This is a genomic window from Streptomyces sp. NPDC039736, from assembly GCF_055596485.1.
Window position 1 is genome coordinate 37749 of the sequence record NZ_JBVIUQ010000016.1, and the last position, 17219, is coordinate 54967.

18 protein-coding genes are annotated in these 17219 nt (G+C 74.3%); 1 reads left to right on the forward strand and 17 read right to left on the reverse strand.

Going from position 1 to position 17219, the window contains the following annotated elements; genetic code table 11:
- Positions 1-44: 44 nt before the first annotated feature.
- The 10 genes from ACZ56L_RS33455 to ACZ56L_RS33500 form a co-directional block, all read right to left on the reverse strand.
- Complete coding sequence (locus ACZ56L_RS33455) at positions 45-1184, reverse strand: acyl-CoA dehydrogenase family protein (RefSeq protein ID WP_468692577.1); 1140 nt, start codon at positions 1182-1184, stop codon at positions 45-47.
- Positions 1184-1558 (reverse strand): ectoine synthase, encoded by a 375-nt coding sequence (locus ACZ56L_RS33460; RefSeq protein ID WP_345219937.1) that lies wholly within the window; start codon positions 1556-1558, stop codon positions 1184-1186. Before ACZ56L_RS33460 ends, ACZ56L_RS33455 begins: the two co-directional genes overlap by 1 nt.
- A 24-nt stretch (positions 1559-1582) precedes the next feature.
- Positions 1583-2461: a tryptophan synthase subunit alpha gene (gene trpA / locus ACZ56L_RS33465; protein WP_401764598.1), complete on the reverse strand. Its 879-nt coding sequence runs from the start codon at positions 2459-2461 to the stop codon at positions 1583-1585.
- On the reverse strand, positions 2454-3491 hold the full coding sequence (locus tag ACZ56L_RS33470; protein WP_471068576.1) for an anthranilate phosphoribosyltransferase: 1038 nt from the start codon (positions 3489-3491) through the stop codon (positions 2454-2456). Before ACZ56L_RS33470 ends, trpA begins: the two co-directional genes overlap by 8 nt.
- Positions 3492-3493: 2 nt before the next feature.
- Positions 3494-3757, reverse strand: a complete 264-nt coding sequence (locus ACZ56L_RS33475; protein ID WP_345219940.1) for an acyl carrier protein — start codon at positions 3755-3757, stop codon at positions 3494-3496.
- 2 nt (positions 3758-3759) lie between these two features.
- Positions 3760-5283 (reverse strand): AMP-binding protein, encoded by a 1524-nt coding sequence (locus ACZ56L_RS33480; protein ID WP_345219941.1) that lies wholly within the window; start codon positions 5281-5283, stop codon positions 3760-3762.
- Positions 5284-5455: 172 nt separating this feature from the next.
- Positions 5456-5719 (reverse strand): acyl carrier protein, encoded by a 264-nt coding sequence (locus tag ACZ56L_RS33485; protein WP_345219942.1) that lies wholly within the window; start codon positions 5717-5719, stop codon positions 5456-5458.
- Positions 5720-5783: 64 nt separating this feature from the next.
- The gene (locus ACZ56L_RS33490) at positions 5784-7049 is read right to left on the reverse strand and encodes a ketosynthase chain-length factor (protein WP_471068581.1); all 1266 of its coding nucleotides are present in this window, start codon (positions 7047-7049) and stop codon (positions 5784-5786) included.
- Positions 7046-8311, reverse strand: coding sequence for a beta-ketoacyl-[acyl-carrier-protein] synthase family protein (locus ACZ56L_RS33495; protein WP_345219944.1), 1266 nt, complete (start codon positions 8309-8311; stop codon positions 7046-7048). The genes ACZ56L_RS33490 and ACZ56L_RS33495 overlap by 4 nt, the downstream gene beginning before the upstream one ends.
- 125 nt (positions 8312-8436) lie before the next feature.
- Positions 8437-9417, reverse strand: coding sequence for an aromatase/cyclase (locus tag ACZ56L_RS33500; RefSeq protein ID WP_468692566.1), 981 nt, complete (start codon positions 9415-9417; stop codon positions 8437-8439).
- Between the two features lie 186 nt (positions 9418-9603).
- Here ACZ56L_RS33500 and ACZ56L_RS33505 point away from each other — a divergent pair, with 186 nt between their 5' ends.
- The gene (locus tag ACZ56L_RS33505) at positions 9604-10068 is read left to right on the forward strand and encodes a nuclear transport factor 2 family protein (protein WP_345219946.1); all 465 of its coding nucleotides are present in this window, start codon (positions 9604-9606) and stop codon (positions 10066-10068) included.
- Between the two features lie 71 nt (positions 10069-10139).
- On the opposite strand, the gene ACZ56L_RS33510 is transcribed toward ACZ56L_RS33505, so the two are convergent.
- From ACZ56L_RS33510 to ACZ56L_RS33540, 7 genes are all read right to left on the reverse strand, one after another.
- Positions 10140-10595, reverse strand: coding sequence for an ester cyclase (locus ACZ56L_RS33510; RefSeq protein WP_345219947.1), 456 nt, complete (start codon positions 10593-10595; stop codon positions 10140-10142).
- Positions 10596-10635: 40 nt separating this feature from the next.
- Entirely contained in the window at positions 10636-11727 is a 1092-nt protein-coding gene (locus ACZ56L_RS33515) for a zinc-binding dehydrogenase (protein WP_345219948.1), read from the reverse strand.
- On the reverse strand, positions 11724-12620 hold the full coding sequence (locus ACZ56L_RS33520) for an NAD(P)H-binding protein (RefSeq protein WP_468692562.1): 897 nt from the start codon (positions 12618-12620) through the stop codon (positions 11724-11726). Before ACZ56L_RS33520 ends, ACZ56L_RS33515 begins: the two co-directional genes overlap by 4 nt.
- Positions 12621-12710: 90 nt before the next feature.
- Positions 12711-13637, reverse strand: coding sequence for a 4'-phosphopantetheinyl transferase family protein (locus ACZ56L_RS33525; protein ID WP_468692560.1), 927 nt, complete (start codon positions 13635-13637; stop codon positions 12711-12713).
- 14 nt (positions 13638-13651) lie between these two features.
- On the reverse strand, positions 13652-15382 hold the full coding sequence (locus tag ACZ56L_RS33530) for an acyl-CoA dehydrogenase family protein (protein WP_468692558.1): 1731 nt from the start codon (positions 15380-15382) through the stop codon (positions 13652-13654).
- On the reverse strand, positions 15379-16311 hold the full coding sequence (locus ACZ56L_RS33535) for an aromatase/cyclase (RefSeq protein ID WP_471068590.1): 933 nt from the start codon (positions 16309-16311) through the stop codon (positions 15379-15381). The genes ACZ56L_RS33530 and ACZ56L_RS33535 overlap by 4 nt, the downstream gene beginning before the upstream one ends.
- A 117-nt stretch (positions 16312-16428) precedes the next feature.
- The gene (locus ACZ56L_RS33540) at positions 16429-17187 is read right to left on the reverse strand and encodes a thioesterase II family protein (protein WP_345219953.1); all 759 of its coding nucleotides are present in this window, start codon (positions 17185-17187) and stop codon (positions 16429-16431) included.
- Positions 17188-17219: the final 32 nt, after the last annotated feature.

Consider the following 17219-nt stretch of genomic DNA (forward strand, 5'->3'; position numbering starts at 1 on the left):
ACGTCATCCGTTTCTGTCGGATCAGCGGTGCAGCCGTACGGGTGTCACAGGCCGAGCATCGAGGCGATGCGGTTGCGCTGGATCTCGGAGGTGCCGGAGTAGATGGTGGAGGCGACGGAGTTGCGCAGCTCCTTCTCGATGCCGTACTCGGCCATGTAGCCGTTGCCGCCGAAGATCTGTACGGCGCCGAGTGCGGAGGCGACGTTCGCCTCGCTGACGACGAGCTTGGCGATGGCCACCTCCTTGGCGGCGTTCTCGCCCGCGGCGAGCTTGCGCGCGGCGCTGAACAGCCAGTGGCGGGCGCTCTCCAGGCCGATCTCCATGTCGACGAGCCGGTGCGAGACGGCCTGGTGGGAGCCGATCGGCCGGCCGAACTGGGTACGGGTGCGGGCGTAGTCGAGGCAGCGCTCCAGCCGGTCGCGCATCTCCCCGGTGTTGACGGCGAAGGAGCACAGGATTTCCCAGCGCATCACATGGTCCAGGACCAGGAAGCCGCCCCCCGTCCGGCCGAGCACCCGCGAGGCGGGGACGCGGCAGTCGTCGAGGAACAGCTCGCCCAGCGGGGAGGTGCGCAGCCCCATCTTGGGGATCGGCCTGCCGAAGGACAGGCCCGGGGTGTCGCGGTCCAGCAGGAAGGCGGTGATGCTGAGCGGGCCCGGACGGTCGCTGGTCCGGGCGTAGACGGTGATCAGGTCGGCGACGGGCCCGTTGCTGACGAATGCCTTGCTGCCGTTCAGGACGAAAGAGTCCCCGTCGCGCACCGCTCTGGTGCGCATGGCCAGGGCGTCGGAGCCGCTGTCCGGCTCGGTGATGGCATGGGCGCCGATGAGTTCCCCGGTGCACAGCCGCGGCAGGTAGCGCTCCTTGAGTTCCTGCGAGCCGAAGCGCTGCAGGGGGACGCCGGTGCTGACCATGTGGCTGGTCACGGAGAAGTTGAGTCCGGCGTCGCGGCAGCCCTGGCCCAGCCCCTCCAGTACGTAGACGGTGGTGAGCAGGTCCTGGCCGAGTCCGCCGAGGCCCTCCTCGAAGGGCAGGCCGAGGATGCCGCTGGCGCGCAGCAGGTCCCACTGCTCCCGGGGGAAGTCCGCCCGGGAGTCGCGTTCGACGTGTCCGTCGCTGATCTTGCCCAGCAGCGGCTGGAGGCTCGCCCTCAGCCGCTGCTGGTCCTGGCTCCACGTCGTCATCAGTACTGGGAGAACTCGGGTGCGTCGAGGTTGTGGACTTCGTCGCCCCGCAGTGCCGGGGTGAACACGCAGACCAGGCGCAGGTCCTCGTGCGGGCTGGCGATCAGCCAGTGCGCGTCGTGCTTGTCGAGGGCGTAGAGGGTGCCCGGGGTGATGGGGTGCGAGTCGCCCGAGGTGTCGACGACCTCGCCGCTGCCGCCGATGCAGTAGCAGGCCTCCAGGTGACGGCGGTACTCCAGGCGGGACTTGGTGCCGGCCCGCACGACCGTGTCGGTGACGGTGTAGCCGAGACCGTCGGAGGCGGTGAGGAAACGGCGGCTGGTGCCGTTGCCCCAGTCGACACTGCGGACGTCGTCGTGCTTACGGATGATCATGACGGGCTTCCTTTCGCGGACGGGTCAGACGGACGGGCGGCGCAGGTCCCGTACGAAGGAGGCGAACTCCTCGACGGGGTCGCGCCCCTCATGGGTGGCTTGTTCGATCCGGGCGACGCCGGCGCTGCCGACGACCGCCGCGTCCGCGCCGGTGCGGCCGAGCGCGGCGATGTCCCCGGCGGTGCGCACGCCGAAGCCGACGGCGACCGGCAGGGCGGTCTGGGCGCGCAACGCGGCGAGGGCGGCGGCCAGTTGACCGGGCCCGGCCGTGGCGGGCGTACCGCTGCGGCCGTAGTGGGCGACCAGGTAGACGTACGCGGAGGCCTCGCGGGCGGCGGCGGACACGGTCTGCGGGCTGGAGACGGCGTAGCAGGTGGTGACGAGCGGCAGCCCCGCGTGGTGTGCGGACTCGACGTGGGCGGCGCGCAGCCGGGGCGGCAGTCCGTGCAGCAGCAGCGCGTCGCAGCCCGCGTCGGCCACGGCCCGGTGGAACTCCCCGAGGCCGCTGCCCTTGACGCTGTGGCTCCAGTCGGCGAGCAGCGCGATGCGCAGGCGGCGCAGGCCGGGCCGGACGGCGGCGACGGCGTCGAGCACGGCCGCGAGGGTGGCCCCGCCGGCCAGTGCCCGCTGTGCGGAGCGGCGGATCACCGGCCCGTCGGTGGGCGAGTGGGGGAAGGGGACGGCGAGTTCCAGGCAGTCGACGCCCTGTTCGTCGAGCATCGCGACGAGTTCGGGCAGCCGGGCCAGCGGGGGGTCGCCCGCGTTCGCGAACACGGCGAGTCCCGGCCGCTCCGGCCCGCGCCCGGCGAAGAATCCGGGCCGGGCGTGGGGGGCCGCGGTGTGCGGGGCGGTGCCCGGCCGGGCCGCGACCGGCAGGACGGGGGTCCCGGGGTTGTCAGGCATGTGCGGCCTCCAGGGACCGCAGGCGCTCCAGCCGGTCGAGGGCGGCGCCGCTCCGCAGGGCGTCGTCGGCGGCGGCCAGGGCCTGGTGCCAGTCGCCGGTCCGCCGGCCGGCCACGGCGAGCGCCGCGGCGTTGAGGCAGACCGTCCGGTGCGCGGTCGCGTTGCCCCGCCCGGCGAGCACCTCCAGGAAGAGGGCGGCGCTGCCCTCCACTCCGCCGTCGGGCACGGCGAGGTCGGCCGGGTCTCCGCCGCCCAGCCCGAGCGGCCGGGGGCTGAGCGTGAACTCCGTGTGCGCCCCGTCCTCGTAGGCGTGGACGGTGTTGGCGGTGAAGGCGAGCAGTTCGTCGGCACCGGCGTCGTTGACGGCCAGCCATACGGTCCGGCCGGCGCGCGAGGCGTACGCGGCGGCGTGCCCGAGCCCCTCCAGGTGCCGGGGCCGGGCGACACCGGTGACCTGTGCGCCCGTGGGGGTGCCCGCGAGGAAGGGCCCGAGGGTGTTGACGAAGGGACCGAGGGCGCGGAGGTCGAGCGGTGCCACGGCCCGTGCGAGCAGGGCGATCTCCGGCGGGTAGACGAACAGGCCCGCGAAGGCGATGCCGCAGTGCTCAAGGACCGCGTGGGTCTGCGCGTGGGAGGTCGTCGGTGTGATGCCGAGCCGGGTGAGCAGATCCAGGGAGCCGCAGCGGCTCGTGTACGCCCGGGAGCCGGTCTTGACGACGGGGACGCCCGTGGCGGCGGCGACGAGGGCCGCCGCCGTGGAGATGTTGAAGGTGGCAAGGCCGCCGCCGGTGCCGACGATGTTGACGGCTCCGGTGAAGTCGCCGGCGGGCGCCGGGGTCCGGCGCTCGTCCAGCGACGCCAGCAGCGCGTGCAGGGTCTCCCGGCCGGGCATCTCGGTGGACAGCGAGGCGAGGAGGGCCGCGGCCTCCCCGCGCAGCAGACCACCGCTGTGCAGCCGGCCCCAGAACGACCGCCACACCGGCAGTTCCACGGGGACGCGGCCGATGAGCGAGACGACGGCCTCGTGCATGGCTACACGGCCCCCGCGCTGCGGGGTGCGAACCGCTCGACGAACGCGGTGATCGCCGCGACGGTGGTGAAGGAGTCCGGGTCGAGGTCGACGGTGTCGGCGTCGATGCCGTAGCGGTCCTCCAGCCAGGCGATCACCTTGAGCAGTCCGAGGCTGTCGACGACTCCGTTCTCCAGGAGGTCGTAGTCGTCGGCCAGTTCGGCCGCGGGCACGTCGGGCAGGAACTCCTCGACGATGAACGCCTTCACTGCCTGGGCATGGGACATGGTCAGTTCTCCTTGGTGAGAGGGGCCCGGACGGCGAGAGCGCGGTCGACCTTGCCGGTCGAGGTCCTGGGCAGGGGGTCGTCGGTGATGCGCAGGGCCGTGGGAACGGCCGCGCGCGGCAGCCGACGGGCCAGGTGCCCGCGCAGCGTCAGGCTGTGGAGGCCGGAGCCGGCGGCGCGCCGCACGACGGCGTGCAGCAGGTGTCCGGCGCCGGCGTCCGGCACGGCCAGGACGGCCGCCTCGGTGACGTGGGGGTGGGCGAGCAGGACGCTCTCCACCTCCTGGGCGTTGACCCGGACTCCGCGCACCTTGACCTGGTGGTCGGTGCGCCCTTCGAGGGTGAGGGTGCCGTCCGGGTGCCGGCGCACCAGGTCGCCGGTGCGGAAGTACGGGTGTGCTCCCCTGCCGGGCGGGGGCGGGGCGAAGACCGGGGCGGCGGCGGCCGCCCCGAGGTAGCCGTCGGTCTGGAAGGGGGTGGAGACCAGGAGTTCGCCGGTGCCCGCTCCTTCGACCACGCTCCCCCGCTCGTCGGCGAGGAAGTGCTCCACGCCGGTCAGGGGGCGGCCGAGCGGGAGCGGGGCGCGGCTCTCGGCGCGGGCGTCGCGCACCTCGTACCAGAAGCTGTCGTTGGTCTCGGTGCACCCGTAGATGTTGTGGAGCCGGGCGCCTGGCATCAGGTCCGGCAGTGCGGCCAGCAGCGGGCCCGGCATGGTGTCGCCGGTGAAGATCGCGTGGCGTACGCCCGCCAGTGTCCGCCCGGTGTCCTGCGCGGCTTCGGTGAGCAGCCGGTAGAGCAGGGGGACGCCCTGGACGACCTGGGGCCGGTGGGTGGCGAGCAGCTCCAGCAGGCGGGGGCCGTTCAGGGCCTGTTCGGCGTCGACGAGGACGACGCGGCCGCCGTGGGCGAGGGTGGTCCAGACGTCGAGGAGGCACAGGTCGAAGTTGAGCGGGGCGTAGTTGAGGACGGTGGTGCCGGGCCCGATGCCGAAGGCGTCGGCGGCCCAGTGGACGAACGCGGCGATGCCCTCGGCGCGCAGCGGCACGATCTTGGGTGCTCCGGTGGAGCCCGAGGTGGTCAGCAGCAGGGCGGGCCGTCCGTCGGGCTGCGGTGCGCGGGCGGGCGCGGGGTGCTCGGACGGGGGTACGTCCGGGGCGGCGTCCAGGACCGCGCCCACCCCGGCTTCGGCGCACAGCCGCTCCAGGGCGTCGGCACCGAGGGTGGCCGAGGGCAGCAGGACGGTGCGGTGCTCCAGCAGGCAGGCCAGGACCAGTGCGACGGTGTCGGGCGACTTCACGGCCAGGACCGCGACCGGGGCGTCGCCGGGTGTCGCGCGCAGCCGGGCGCGCTGTTCGCGTACCCGGTGCAGCAGGGTGCCGTAGTCCGTCTCCTCGCCGCGCCAGACCAGGGCCGTGGCGTGCGGGGTGCGACGGGCGTGCGCGAGGAAGCCCTCGGCGGGCCCGGACTCGTGCCCTGCGGGTGCGACCCGGGTGTGCGCGGTCCGCGCCGTGTTCACACTGCTGCCCACAGCCCCTCCCCAGTCCTTGTCGGACGCGTCGTCTGCGTCGTTGGCGTCTTCTGCGCAGGTGTCTGCGTGGTCGTATGGGTTCGATGGTGGTGATCCGCTCTGGAGAGCGGATGGAGCCCCGCTGCATCCCGGCGCCCCGGCACGGGTGGGGCCCCGGGCCGGGGCCGGTGCGTCAGGCGGCGGCGCGCGCGGTCAGCGCCTGGTTGACGACCTCCAGGTACTGGCCCGGCGTGCGGGCCTCGGAGACGGCCTCCTCGTCCAGGACGACCTCCCACTGGCGCTCGATCAGGCCCGTGGTCTGGAGCAGGGCCAGCGAGTCGTAGCCGAGGTCGTCGAAGGGGACGTCGGTGATGTCGCCGTCCAGGTCCACGCCTTCGTCGGCGCCCGCGGACTCGCGCAGCAGGGCGGTCAGGTCGGTGAGTTCGAACCGGGTCATGGTGATGCCTCATTTCTGTGGGTGCGGGAATCCGTGCGGTGCACGACGGTGAGGGGAAGCTGTCTCAGGCGCGGACCACGGCCGCGGCGTTGAACCCGCCCCGGCCGCGCGCCAGCACCAGTGCCGTCCGCAGCCGGACCCCGGTGCGCGGGGCGCCGGTGACCAGGTCGAGGGGGCAGTCGTCGGCCGGGCGGTCGGTGCCGGTGGTGGGCGGGATCACCTGGTCGCGCAGCGAGAACAGGGCTGCCGCCAGGTCGAGGGAGGACCCTCCGGCGGAGAGCCGGCCGGTCATGGTCTTGGGGGCGGTGACGGGTACGCCCCGCTCGCCGAACAGCGCGCTGATCGCCTGCGCCTCGGCGCGGTCGGCGGCGCGCTCGCCCGCGGCGTCGGCGAAGACCACATCGACCTCCTCGGGCTCCAATCCGGCGTCGGCCAGGGCGAGTTCGGCCGCGGCGCCGAGCCTTGCGCCGCCTGTCTCCGGGGGCGGGTCGAAGGTGGCGGCGTACCCGGCGACCGACCCGTACACCCGGGCGCCCCGGTCGCGGGCGCTGCGGGCGTCCTCCAGCACCAGGAGGGCGCCGCCCTCGCCGGGTACGTAGCCGTCGGCGTCGGCGGAGAAGGGCAGGAAGGCACGGTCGGGGTCGTTGCTGGCGCTCATGCGGCCCTCGGCGACATGGGCGACCCAGCCCCAGGGGCACAGGGCGGAGTCGACGCCGCCGGTGACCACGAGCGAGGAGCCCTTGCGCAGTTGGCGGCGGGCGTGCGCCACGGCGTCGAGCCCGCCCGCCTGTTCGGTGACCAGGACGCCGCTGGCGCCGCGCAGCCCGTGCAGGATGGAGATCTGGCCGGTGTTGACGGCGTAGAACCAGGCGAAGGACTGGTAGGCGCTGACGTGCTGGCCGCCGCGGCTCCACAGGGCCTGGAGTTCGCGCTGGCCGAATTCGAAGCCGCCGGCGGAGCTCGCGGTGACCACCCCTGCCGCGTACACGGGCAGGTCCGCCGGGTCGACCCCGGCGTCGTCCAGCGCCTCCTTGGCGACCGCCAGGTTGAGCCGCGTCACCTGGTCGGTCTGGGCGAGCAGCCTGCTGCGTACGTGGTCCTCGGCGACGAAGCCGGGCACTTCGCCCGCGAGGCGGACCGGGTAGCTCGTGGCGTCGAAGCGGGTCAGCGGCCGGATGCCGCTCTCACCGCGCAGGACGGCGTCCCACCAGGCGCGGGCACCGAGCCCGTTGGGGGCGGCGACGCCGATTCCGGTGACCACGGCCGTCGGGCGCCCGGGGGCGTCCCGGTGGGCCGCGCGGGGGCGGTCGAGAGTGGTGGCGTCGCTCATGCGGTGACTCCCAGGTGCGGGCGGGTCAGGATCATGGCGCTCTGGAATCCGCCGAAGCCGCTGCCCACGGTGAGCACCGTGTCGGTGGGCTGTTCGCGGGCCACCAGGGGGGTGTAGTCCAGGTCGCACGCGGGGTCGGGCTCATGCAGGTTGGCGGTGGGGGGCACGACGTCGTGGGCGATGGCCAGGGCGCTGGCGGCCACTTCCAGGGAGCCGATCGCTCCCAGGGAGTGGCCGATCATCGACTTGATGGAGCTGATCGGCACCTCGTGGGCGCGCTGCCCCAGGGCGCGTTTGAAGGCGGCCGTCTCGTGCCGGTCGTTCTGCTTGGTGCCGGAGCCGTGGGCGTTGATGTAGTCGACGGCGCCGGCGTCGAGCCGGGCCTCGTCCAGGGCCGCGGTGATGGCCTCGGCCATCTCCACGCCGTCCGTGCGCAGTCCGGTCATGTGGTAGGCGTTGCTGCGGCTGGCGAAGCCGGATATCTCGGCGTAGACCTGTGCCCCGCGGCGGCGGGCGTGCTCCAGCTCCTCGACGACCAGGACGGCGGCCCCCTCGCCGAGCACGAACCCGTTGCGGGTGCGGTCGAAGGGCCGCGAGGCGGTCCCGGGTTCGTCGTTGCGCGGGCTGGTGGCCTTGATCGCGTCGAAGCAGGCCACGGTGATCGGGGAGATCGGCGCCTCGGTGGCGCCGGTGATCATGACGTCGGCGCTGCCTTCGCGGATCAGTTCCACGGCGTGGCCGACGGAGTCCAGGCCCGAGGTGCAGCCGGTGGACACCAGGGACACCGGTCCCTGGGCCCCGGCCAGCCGGGCCACTTCGGCCGCCATGGAGCTGGGCACGAAGTAGTCGAAGAGGTGCGGTACGGCCCGGGTGTGGTCCAGGACCCAGTCCGCGCCGCCTCGGCTGACCTGTGCGTACTGCACGTCCAGGCCGGTGGTGCAGCCGACCGCGCTGCCCAGGGTGACGCCGGTGCGCAGCGCGTCGAGTTCGCCGGTCAGCCCGCTGTCGGCGAGTGCTTCCGCCGTGCTGACCAGGGCGAACTGGGTGGCCCGGTCCAGTCGTTCGGCCTCGGCGGGGGTGAATCCGTGGTCGGCGGGCTCGAAGTCCGCCTCCGCGGCGATACGGGAACGGAACTGCGCCGGGTCGAACAAGGTGATGCCCCGGGTGGCGGTGCGGCCGGAGGTGAGGACCGACCAGAACTCCTTGGTGCCCACGCCGCCGGGTGCGACCACGCCGATTCCGGTAATCACGACCCGCCTCATCGGCTTTCCTTCACAGTTGTCCTCCAGAGGTCACGGCGGCAGCGCGGATCGCTGCCGCGGGGGAACCCGGTCCAGTGGGTCAGAGCAGCCGTACCGCCGGGTCACGGCCCGACGCGCACCGCGTCTCAACGCGTCGCGGTGGCGTTCTGCGCGAACTCCTTGGCGAGCGCGAGGGTGGCGCCGGAGTTGCGGCCCAGCGCCTCGCGGACGTAGCGGCGGGCGGCGGCGACGTCCGCCTCGGGCCCCAGGATCCGCTCGATGTTCTCCGGCCGCAGGACGACGCTGTGCTGCGAGGTGACCTTCACACCGGTCCCCTCGGGGCGCAGGGACCATTCGCCGGTGTGGGCGGCCATCAGCGCGGGCGTCGCGGTCTGCTTGTAGACGATGCGCCCTGCCTCGGGGAAGCAGACGCGCACCGATTCGGTGGTGTGCACCGAGCCGTCGGCCGTGCGGGTGTCCATCGACATGACCTGCACCCCCGGCGTCTCCTCGACCAGGTCCAGGCGGTCCACGTGGGGTACGCGCTCGGGCCAGTCGCCCACCCGGTACAGGAAGTCGTAGACGCGCTCGGCCGGCCCTTCGACGTGCACCGAGTCCTCGAAGGACAGCACCAGGTCGTCGAGTTCGCGCCAGCGTTCGGCGAGCGCCTTGAGGCGGTCCAGTTCCGAGGTGCTGTTGGTGTCGGTGGCGCGCTGCACCCACTCGACGTCCTCGGCGCGGTCGTCGGCCACGGTGAAGTCGTGCAGCAGCGTCAGCCGGGTGGCGAGCTCGCCGGTCTCCTCGACGATCCAGGTGCCGCCCATGCCGGTCAGCGGCGCGGCCGGGATCTCCTGGCGGAACTCGATGCGGCGCCGGCCCGGGTCCAGTTCGCGGCGCGAGGTCCACGTCTTCACCGTGCCGTTGGCGGTGGCCCACATCCGCAGCCGCTCCGTGCCCCCGCCGCCCTGTGCGCCGTCGGGGTCCGTGCCCTCCAGGCGTTCGACGTGAATGTTCGGGGGGAAGTACAGCGGCCACTTCCCCGTGTCCGCGATGATCCCGTAGACGACTCCCGCGGGCGCGGCGATCTCCACTTCGTGCGACGTGCGGTGCACCTTCTCAGCGGACACCTGTTCCACCCTTCTCTGCTCTGCTTGGCGGCTTCGACGGTCCCCGGACCCGCTGGAGGCCGGGCGGAAGGCGGCTGGAGGGCGGGCCCCGCCCGGTGCGCGCGGTCGCCGGTCGAGGGATCCTCCAAGGGGGTGCGACCCGCGGCGCACAGCATGGGGGCAGTCAAGGACCGAGAGGGAGAACCCATGACCACCGCGCCCGACCTCGCACCCGCAGCCCCCGCAGCCGCCGCCTGGAGTGCCGCGCTCCACGCCGAGGTGCAGCAGTTCTACGCCCACCAGATGCAGCTCCTCGACCTCGCCGAGGCACAGGGCTGGGCCGACACCTTCACCGAGGACGCGACCTTCGCCGTACCGACGCTGCCCGAGCCCGCGCGGGGCCGGGCCGCTCTGGTGGCGGCCACCACCCGCAGTCACGCCGAGCTCGCCGCGGCCGGTCAGCGCCACCGGCACTTTCTGGGGATGCTGGACGTGCGGCCGCGCCCCGACGGCGCGGTGGACGTCCGCTCGTACGCGATCGTGTACGTCTCGGACATCGGCGGCGCTTCCCGGGTGCACCGGGTGTGCGTCTGCGAGGACGTCCTGGTGCGGGACGCGGACGGCGGGCTCAAGGTGTCGGCCCGTACGGTCGCCCGCGACGACCTGGCCTGAGGCTCCCGAGGGGCCGCGTGGAAGGGCCCGTGCCGCGAACCCCCGGGGTTGCGGCACGGGCCCTTCTGCGGTCACAGGACGTCGGCGGCGACGAGCCCCAGCTCCTTGAGCATCGGCAGGTAGTTGAAGACGTCGTGGTGCTCGATGATCTGCCCGGCGTCGTTGAACTGGAGTTCCTCCAGCATGAACCAGGACACCTTCTTGCCCGTCGGGGCCTTGCCGAGGAACTCGCCGAGGTGGGTGGCGGTCACCGTGATGCGGAGGATGACGCGGTCGCCCTCGGCGACGATGGACCGTACGTCCAGGTGCAGGTCGGGGAAGGCGGCGAGGCCCCCTCGCATGGCGGCGGCCATCTGCTCGGTGTCGACCGGGCGGTCCTCGGAGTAGTGCCGGATGTCCGGGGACCAGTGCGTGAAGATGCCGTCCAGTTCCCAGCGGTTCCAGGCGGCGGCGCAGGCGAGCGCGATCTCCTTGTTGCGTTCCTGCACGCCGGATGCGGCGGGACGCTCTTTCACCGGTGCGGTCATGGTGGGTTGTTCCCCTCGTCGTCTGCTGCGGGTCGGTGGCTCAGGGCGCGGTCGTCGGCCCGGGGGTCAGGACGTGTTTGCCGATGCTGGTGCCGTCCAGCAGGGCGCGCACCGCGCGGGCGGTGTGCTCCAGCGGGTGGCGGCCCGCGATGCGCGGGGTCAGGACGCCCGCCGTGGCGAGCCGGCACAGCTCGGTGTAGTCGGCGCTGAAGGCGGCGCCGGGTTTGACGTAGTACATGCTCATCCGGCGGCCGCCGGTCAGCCCCAGGTGGCGGGCGAAGAAGCGGGCCACGGTGCGGCGCAGGGCCGGGACGTGCGGCCGGAACCACTGGCCGGGCCGGTATCCGGCCACCGAGGAGTCGAAGGAGACCAGGGTGCCGCCGCGGGCGAGCATCGACCAGCCTGCGTCGAGTCCCCGGCCGCCGATGTGGTCGAAGACGGCGTCGACGCCGCCGGGGACCAGCGCGCGCACCTGGGCGGCGAGGTCGGGGGTGCGGTAGTCGAGCGGCTCCGCGCCCAGTTGGCGTACGGCGTCGTGCTTGGCGGCGGACGCGGTGGCGACGACCCGCAGCCCGTGGTGGACGGCGAGCTGGGTGAGCAGGGCGCCCACGCCTCCGCTCGCCCCGTGCACCAGAACGGTCTGGCCGGGGCGCAATCGGGTGAGCCGGTGCAGCATCTGGTAGGCGGTGACCCCGTTGGCGACCAGGGCCACGGCCACGTCCGCGTCGAGTTCCTCCGGGACCTCGGTCAGGTCCTTGGCCGGCAGGGCGACGTAGCGCTGCCAGGAGCCCGTGCGGGGCATCGCGGCGACGCGGTCGCCGGTCTTCCAGCCGGTGACGCCGGGGCCGACCTCGACGATCCGCCCGACGAGGTCGTAGCCGGGCACGAAGGGGAAGCGCGGCGGGAACGGGTGGAGGTGCTGGAGCATCTGGACCTCGGCGAAGGACACCCCGGCCGCTTCCACGGCGACCACGACACCGCCCTTGGCGGCCGCGGGCCGGGGGCCCGTCTCGGTCTGGATGTGCTCCTCGGGCGTTCCGCTGCCGGTCATCCGGACCAGGAGGTTGGCGGTGGCGGTGCCCGACGTGCCGGGTCCGCCGGTCGCGGGGCGCTCGGCGGGTGCCGCGCTCATGCCGCACCGCCCGTCGGCTGCGGGGCGCGGTCGGCGGCGTGGCCGGCGGCCTGCTCCGCCGCGAAGTCGGCGGCGTGGTCGGCGACCCAGCGGGCGAAGGTCAGCGCCGGGCGGCCGGTGACCCGCTCGACGGTGTCCTTGGGCACGGGCGGGTGGTCCACGGCGTCGGCGAGGTAGCCCAGCACCATCTCGACCACCGGCTGGGGCATGGCCCGGCCCATGGCCTTGCGCGCCTGCGTCGGGGTGATCTCCTCGAAGGCGAGGGGGCGGCCGAGCACCTGGGCGATCTGGCGGACCTGGTCGGCCTGGGTGATGGCCTCGGGGCCGGTGAGCACGTACGCCTGCCCGGTGTGACCGTCCGTCAGGAGGGCGGTGGCGGCGACGGCGGCGACGTCGTCCTCGTGGATGAGTACGCGTGCCGCGTTGCCGTAGGGGGCCCGTACGACGCCCTCGGTGCGGATGGAGTGGCCCCACTTCCACAGCAGGTTGGTGGCGAACTCGTCGGGGCGCACGAAGGTCCACTCCAGGCCGGACTGCTCGACGGCGCGCTCGACGGCGCGGTGGTACTCGCCGCTGTGGTTGTCGCCCGAGGTGTCCAGGACCGAGGAGGAGGAGAGGACGACGATCCGGCGCACCCCCGACTCCTTGGCCAGGGCGACGACCTCGCGGGCGGCCTCGGGCACCGGGAAGAGGTAGAGGCGCTCCACGCCGTCGAGGGCGGCGCGCAGGGTCTCCGGCTTCTCCAGGTCGCCCTCGAAGACCTCGACCTGTTCGGGCAGACCGGCGGTCGCCGGGGTGCGGCTGATCGCGCGCACCGACGCACCCGCCGCGACGAGCCGGGCGACCACGAGCCGGCCCACGGCTCCCGTCGCTCCAGTCACCAAGATTGTCACGTGCCTGCTCCAGCCTGTTGGGCCCCGGGCGTCCCGGGGACTTGGCGCTCGGTAGTGCTGCCCAGCTTCCGGCGTGCCGGTGGAGGGGCCTTAGAGGGCCCTTCGAGGCGGCCCGCCCGGCTCCCGGTGCCGGGCGGTGCGCACGGCACCGGTGAACTCGGGGTCGAGCATGGTGCGGGCGGTGAGGTCGTGGGCGGGGTCCAGTCCGGTGTCCTGGCAGGCCGTGCTCACCAGGTAGCGGCCGTCCAGCACCGGGTGGGTGGTGAAGGTCCAGTCGCCGCCGGGCGCCGGGGAGCCGTCGGCGGTGACAGGGGCGCCGTCGTCGCCGAAGCCGAACTCGGTGAACCCCAGCCGCATCCCCTGCCCGAGCGCCTTGGTGTAGGCCTCCTTCAGGGTCCACAGCCGCAGCAGCCCCCGCGCCTGCCGCTCGGGCGTCAGCCCGGCCAGCAGGGCCGCCTCGGCGGGGGTGCACATGCGCCGCCCCAGTACGCCGAAGGGGATCTCGCGGTCCACGGGTTCGGCGTCCACGCCGATCCGGCCGGTGCGGCTGACCGCGACGACGAGGAGGTCGCCGGTGTGGCTGAGGCTGACGTCGAGTTGGTCGAAGCCGCGCAGGAAGGGCCTGCCGCCGATCCGGTACGCGAGTTCCAGCGCGGCCGGGTCGGTGTCCAGGACCGCGGCGGCCGTGTGCTTGACGAGCATCCGGGAGGTGACGAAGCGGTAGCGGGCCACCGCGTTCCCGGTGCGCCGGTAGCGCTGCCAGTCGCGGCCCAGCAGGGGGCGCAGCGCGGGGTCGGTGAGCGCGGCGGACAGCCACTCGCCCCAGGTCGCGGTGACGACGGCATGTCCTTCCCGCTCCAGGCGTGCGCGCACCGTCTCCCAGGACCGGGCGGGTGCGGAGCCGGGCATGTGCAGGGGCGGCGCGGGCACGGTGGTGCTGTCGGCCGCGCCGGGGTGGGGCGTCTGGCTGGGGTGGGGCGTCTCGGTCGGGTGGTGCACGTCGCTCCGGTGGGACACGTCCCGCTCCCTCCTCAGTACGCGGGTGCGCCGCCGTCCAGGGCGCAGTCGCGGTCGCCGCGGCCGCGGCGGGCGAGTTCGTCCAGGACCTGCGTCACGCAGCTTTCGGGTGGTGCGGGCGTGGTGAGGCCCAGCCTTCTGGCCAGCCGGGACAGTGCCAGCACCGCCCAGGCGGGCTCGGCGAGGAAGGCGTCGGTGCCGTCCTGGGCCTCCCAGACGCCGAGCACCGCGGCCGCGCCCTGGAGCAGCGCGAACCGGTCGCTGAGCACCACGGCAGCCGGGTCGAAGACGTCGGGCAGGGCCGTGCAGCGACGGCGCAGTTCGTGCAGTTCGCCGGTGAACGCCTGGGCGAGAGCGGCCAGTACGGTACGGGCGCCGTCGGCGCGCGGAGCGTGGGACAGGCGTTCGACCGAGGCGAGCAGAGCGGCGGTGAGGAGGTCCCCGCCGTCGGCGGCCGACGGCAGCCGGTGCTTGAGCGCGGGCAAGTCCGCGCCCGTGCGGAAGAGTGCGGGTGGCGGTGCGGTGTCCCGGAACCAGGAGTGCGCGGCCAGTGCGCGCAGTTGGGGGACGATGACGGCGTGGCAGGCAGCCGTGCCGGTGTGGCCGAGGCCCGCGTGCGGCAGGTCGCGGACCAGCTTGTCGCGGGCCGCGTGCGCGCTGCCCGGTGTGTGGCCGTGCGTGCCCAGGACGCCGATCAGGTCCTCCAGGTTCTCCCGCAGTACGTCCAGGACGACCTGGCTGAGGGCGGCGGCCGTCAGGGGGGTGCGGCCGGCCGGCAGGCTCAGCGCGCGCAGGGCGACGGTGGCCATGCTGTCGCAGGCGAGCAGGTCGGCGAAGAGCGGGGCCAGCGCGGTGTGCCGCCGCCGGACCGTCCGGGCGTCACGGCCGGCGAACACGGTGTGCGCGGCGAGGCGCAGTACGGTCTCGGCGGCGGCGACGGCGGCGCCCGCGACGAGGCAGCGGTCGAGCTGGAAGGTGCGCAGGGCGAGCGCGGTCCCGTCGCCGGGGCGGCCGAGCAGGGTGTCCGCGGGCAGGGGGCAGTGCGTGAACTCCAGGGCGGACAGCGGGATGCCGCGCAGGCCGGAGGCGGGCGCCCTGGGCGGCGTATGCACGGCGTCGACGGGCAGCAGGCCGGGTTCCAGCAGGAATACGGAACGGCCGGGGCCGGATGCGGTGCGGGCGTGGACGACCCAGGCGCCCGCCCGATGGGCGTCCCTGACGAGGTCCTTGCGGCCGTGGAGGATCCAGCCGTCGCGGACCCGGCGGGCGCTCGGTCCGCCCCGGATCAGGGCGTTGGCGTGGGCGAGTTCGCCGGGCACGGCGGTCAACCGGCCGCCACCCAGGAGCAGTTGTGCGGTGCGCTGTCGTTGCCGGGCGTCACCCACCGCCCACACGGGCGCGGCGGCGGCCAGCGGTGCGGCGCCGAGGCCGAGGGCGAGGTCGCGGCGGAAGACCGGGCGCAGCGCGGCCAGGAGCAGGTCGGCACGGGTGAACAGGCCGCCGGACGCGACCGGTACGCACTCGGCTCCGACGCCCGCCTCGCCGAGCAGGGCCTCGGTGGGCTCCGGGGGCACGCCCCGGGTGTCCGCGGCGGCGAGGGCGGCCTGCGAGTGCGGGTTGGCCGGGTCGCGGGGGTCGCCGAGGAGGGCTTCGAGCCGGGCCGCGCGCTGTCGTGCGGCCGCCAGGGGCCGTGCGCCGCCTTCGGGGCGCCCCGGCCGGGGGGTGGTGAGGGGTGGCCGGTTCACAGGGTGCGGACCGCTGTTTCCGCGTGCCGCTTGGCGCCGTTCAGCACGGCCCTGCTCTGTCCCCGGAGCAGGTCGCGCGCGTGGGCGCGGGCCGCGGCGGTGGCGACGTGCGGGTCCTCGCGCAGCAGCACCTGGTGGTGGGCGAAGGCGGTGACGTCCCGTTCGCCGGGCACCACCGACCACTCGGTGGTGTGCGCCTGGAACGGCTCCTGCGGCGCGGTCTCCTTGGCGATGATCCGCAGGGCGTGCGGGAAGCAGACCCGGACCGTCTCGGTGCTGCGCACCCGGGCGCCGCACCGGGTCTCGGTGCGGACGTGCTGCACTCCGGGCTGCTCCTCGGCGACCCGGGCGCTCAGCAGGTGCGGGACGCGGCCCGGCCAGTCGGCGATGGAGCACAGGAAGGAGTAGACGAGTTCGGCGGGGCCCTTGATGCGTACGGACTCCTCGAAGGAGAGCAGCAGTTGCTCCAGCCGGTCCCAGCGCTCGGCGACGGCCCCAAGGCGGGCCAGTTCGGCGGCGCTGCGGGCGTCGGCGGCCCGCACCGCCGCATCGGCGTCCCCGGGGCTGCCCCGGTCGAGGGTCATGTCGTGGTCCAGGGCGAGCCGGCAGCGTCCGCCCGCCCTGGTCTCGACCCGCCAGCTTCCGGTGTGGGACAGGACCGGGTCCGCGGGCGCCTCGTGGTGGAAGTCGATGCGCCGGGCCCCGGCGTCGAGGGTGCGGCGGACCAGGCAGGAGCGGACCGTGCCGTACTGCTGGGTCCAGGCCTGGAACCGGTCGTGGACCCCGTCGAAGTCGAGCCGTTCGACGTGGATGCTCGAACGCAGGAACAGCGGCCAGCGGGGGCTGTCGGCGAGAGTCGCGTAGACCGCACCGGCAGGGGCGTCCACGTCCACCGAGTACGTTCTGTGCTGCACGCGTGCAACCGCCATCGGCCCCGTCTCCTTCCGACGTCCGCTGCGGCGTCTGCGTCGAGGTTCACCGGGAGGCCCGGAGAACCCCTCGAACCTTCCTCGACCGGCACCGGTGCGGACGTGTCCGGAGCAGGGCTAGTGCCGCACGGAGCGCTCCACGATCCGGCAGGCCCTGCCCAGCAGTCGTGGCAGGTCGTCGTCGCGGACGAAGAAGTGGCCGCCGGGCAGGGTGCGGTGGACGAAGCGCCCGTCGGTGAAGGCCCGCCAGCCGCGCACCGTCTCCGTGGGCACCAGCGCGTCCGTGCTGCCGCCGACGGCCAGCAGCGGCAGCGGTACGGGTCCGCCGGTGGCCGGGGCGAGGGCGGCGGCGCGCAGGTCGGCGGCCAGCCGCAGGTCGTCGCGGAGCACCGGCAGGACCAGCCGGTGCCACACGTCGCCCGGCACGGTGTCCTCGGGCACCGCTTCGAACTTCTCCAGCACCCGCAGCAGTTCGTGGTCGGGGGCCTCGGCGGCGGAGATCAGTTCGCCCGCGTCGCCCGGCGGCGGGCAGGCGCCGACGGCCAGCAGGGCCGGCAACGGCAGCCCGGCCGCGTGCAGGGCTCGGGTGAGGGTGTAGGCGATCAGTCCGCCCAGGCTGTGCCCGTACAGGACGTACGGGCCCGCCGGCTGCGGCGAGAACAGGTCGTGCAGGTCGGCGAGGAGGGCCTGACGGGTGGTCACCCGCAGCTCGCGGCGCCGTGCTTCGCGGCCGGGCAGCGGCCTCGGCTCGGGGCGGGCCGTGCCGGCCAGGAGGGTGTCCCAGCGGCGGAACGCCGAGGTTCCCGCTCCCGCGTGCGCGAAGCACACCAGCCGTACGCCCCGCTCTCCTGCCGTGTCCGGCCCTGGCTCGTGCACCGTCGTCCTCCCTCTCCGCCTCTTGTGTCCGG

What these genes read in the sequence shown, in the direction of transcription:
- ACZ56L_RS33485 (WP_345219942.1), bottom strand. Translation starts at nt 5,719, where the DNA reads ATGACCCGGTTCGAACTCACCGACCTGACCGCCCTGCTGCGCGAGTCC.
- ACZ56L_RS33455 (WP_468692577.1), bottom strand. Translation starts at nt 1,184, where the DNA reads ATGACGACGTGGAGCCAGGACCAGCAGCGGCTGAGGGCGAGCCTCCAG.
- ACZ56L_RS33460 (WP_345219937.1), bottom strand. Translation starts at nt 1,558, where the DNA reads ATGATCATCCGTAAGCACGACGACGTCCGCAGTGTCGACTGGGGCAAC.
- ACZ56L_RS33535 (WP_471068590.1), bottom strand. Translation starts at nt 16,311, where the DNA reads ATGGCGGTTGCACGCGTGCAGCACAGAACGTACTCGGTGGACGTGGAC.
- ACZ56L_RS33470 (WP_471068576.1), bottom strand. Translation starts at nt 3,491, where the DNA reads ATGCACGAGGCCGTCGTCTCGCTCATCGGCCGCGTCCCCGTGGAACTG.
- trpA (WP_401764598.1), bottom strand. Translation starts at nt 2,461, where the DNA reads ATGCCTGACAACCCCGGGACCCCCGTCCTGCCGGTCGCGGCCCGGCCG.
- ACZ56L_RS33510 (WP_345219947.1), bottom strand. Translation starts at nt 10,595, where the DNA reads ATGACCGCACCGGTGAAAGAGCGTCCCGCCGCATCCGGCGTGCAGGAA.
- ACZ56L_RS33515 (WP_345219948.1), bottom strand. Translation starts at nt 11,727, where the DNA reads ATGAGCGCGGCACCCGCCGAGCGCCCCGCGACCGGCGGACCCGGCACG.
- ACZ56L_RS33505 (WP_345219946.1), top strand. Translation starts at nt 9,604, where the DNA reads ATGACCACCGCGCCCGACCTCGCACCCGCAGCCCCCGCAGCCGCCGCC.
- ACZ56L_RS33495 (WP_345219944.1), bottom strand. Translation starts at nt 8,311, where the DNA reads ATGAGGCGGGTCGTGATTACCGGAATCGGCGTGGTCGCACCCGGCGGC.
- ACZ56L_RS33475 (WP_345219940.1), bottom strand. Translation starts at nt 3,757, where the DNA reads ATGTCCCATGCCCAGGCAGTGAAGGCGTTCATCGTCGAGGAGTTCCTG.
- ACZ56L_RS33490 (WP_471068581.1), bottom strand. Translation starts at nt 7,049, where the DNA reads ATGAGCGACGCCACCACTCTCGACCGCCCCCGCGCGGCCCACCGGGAC.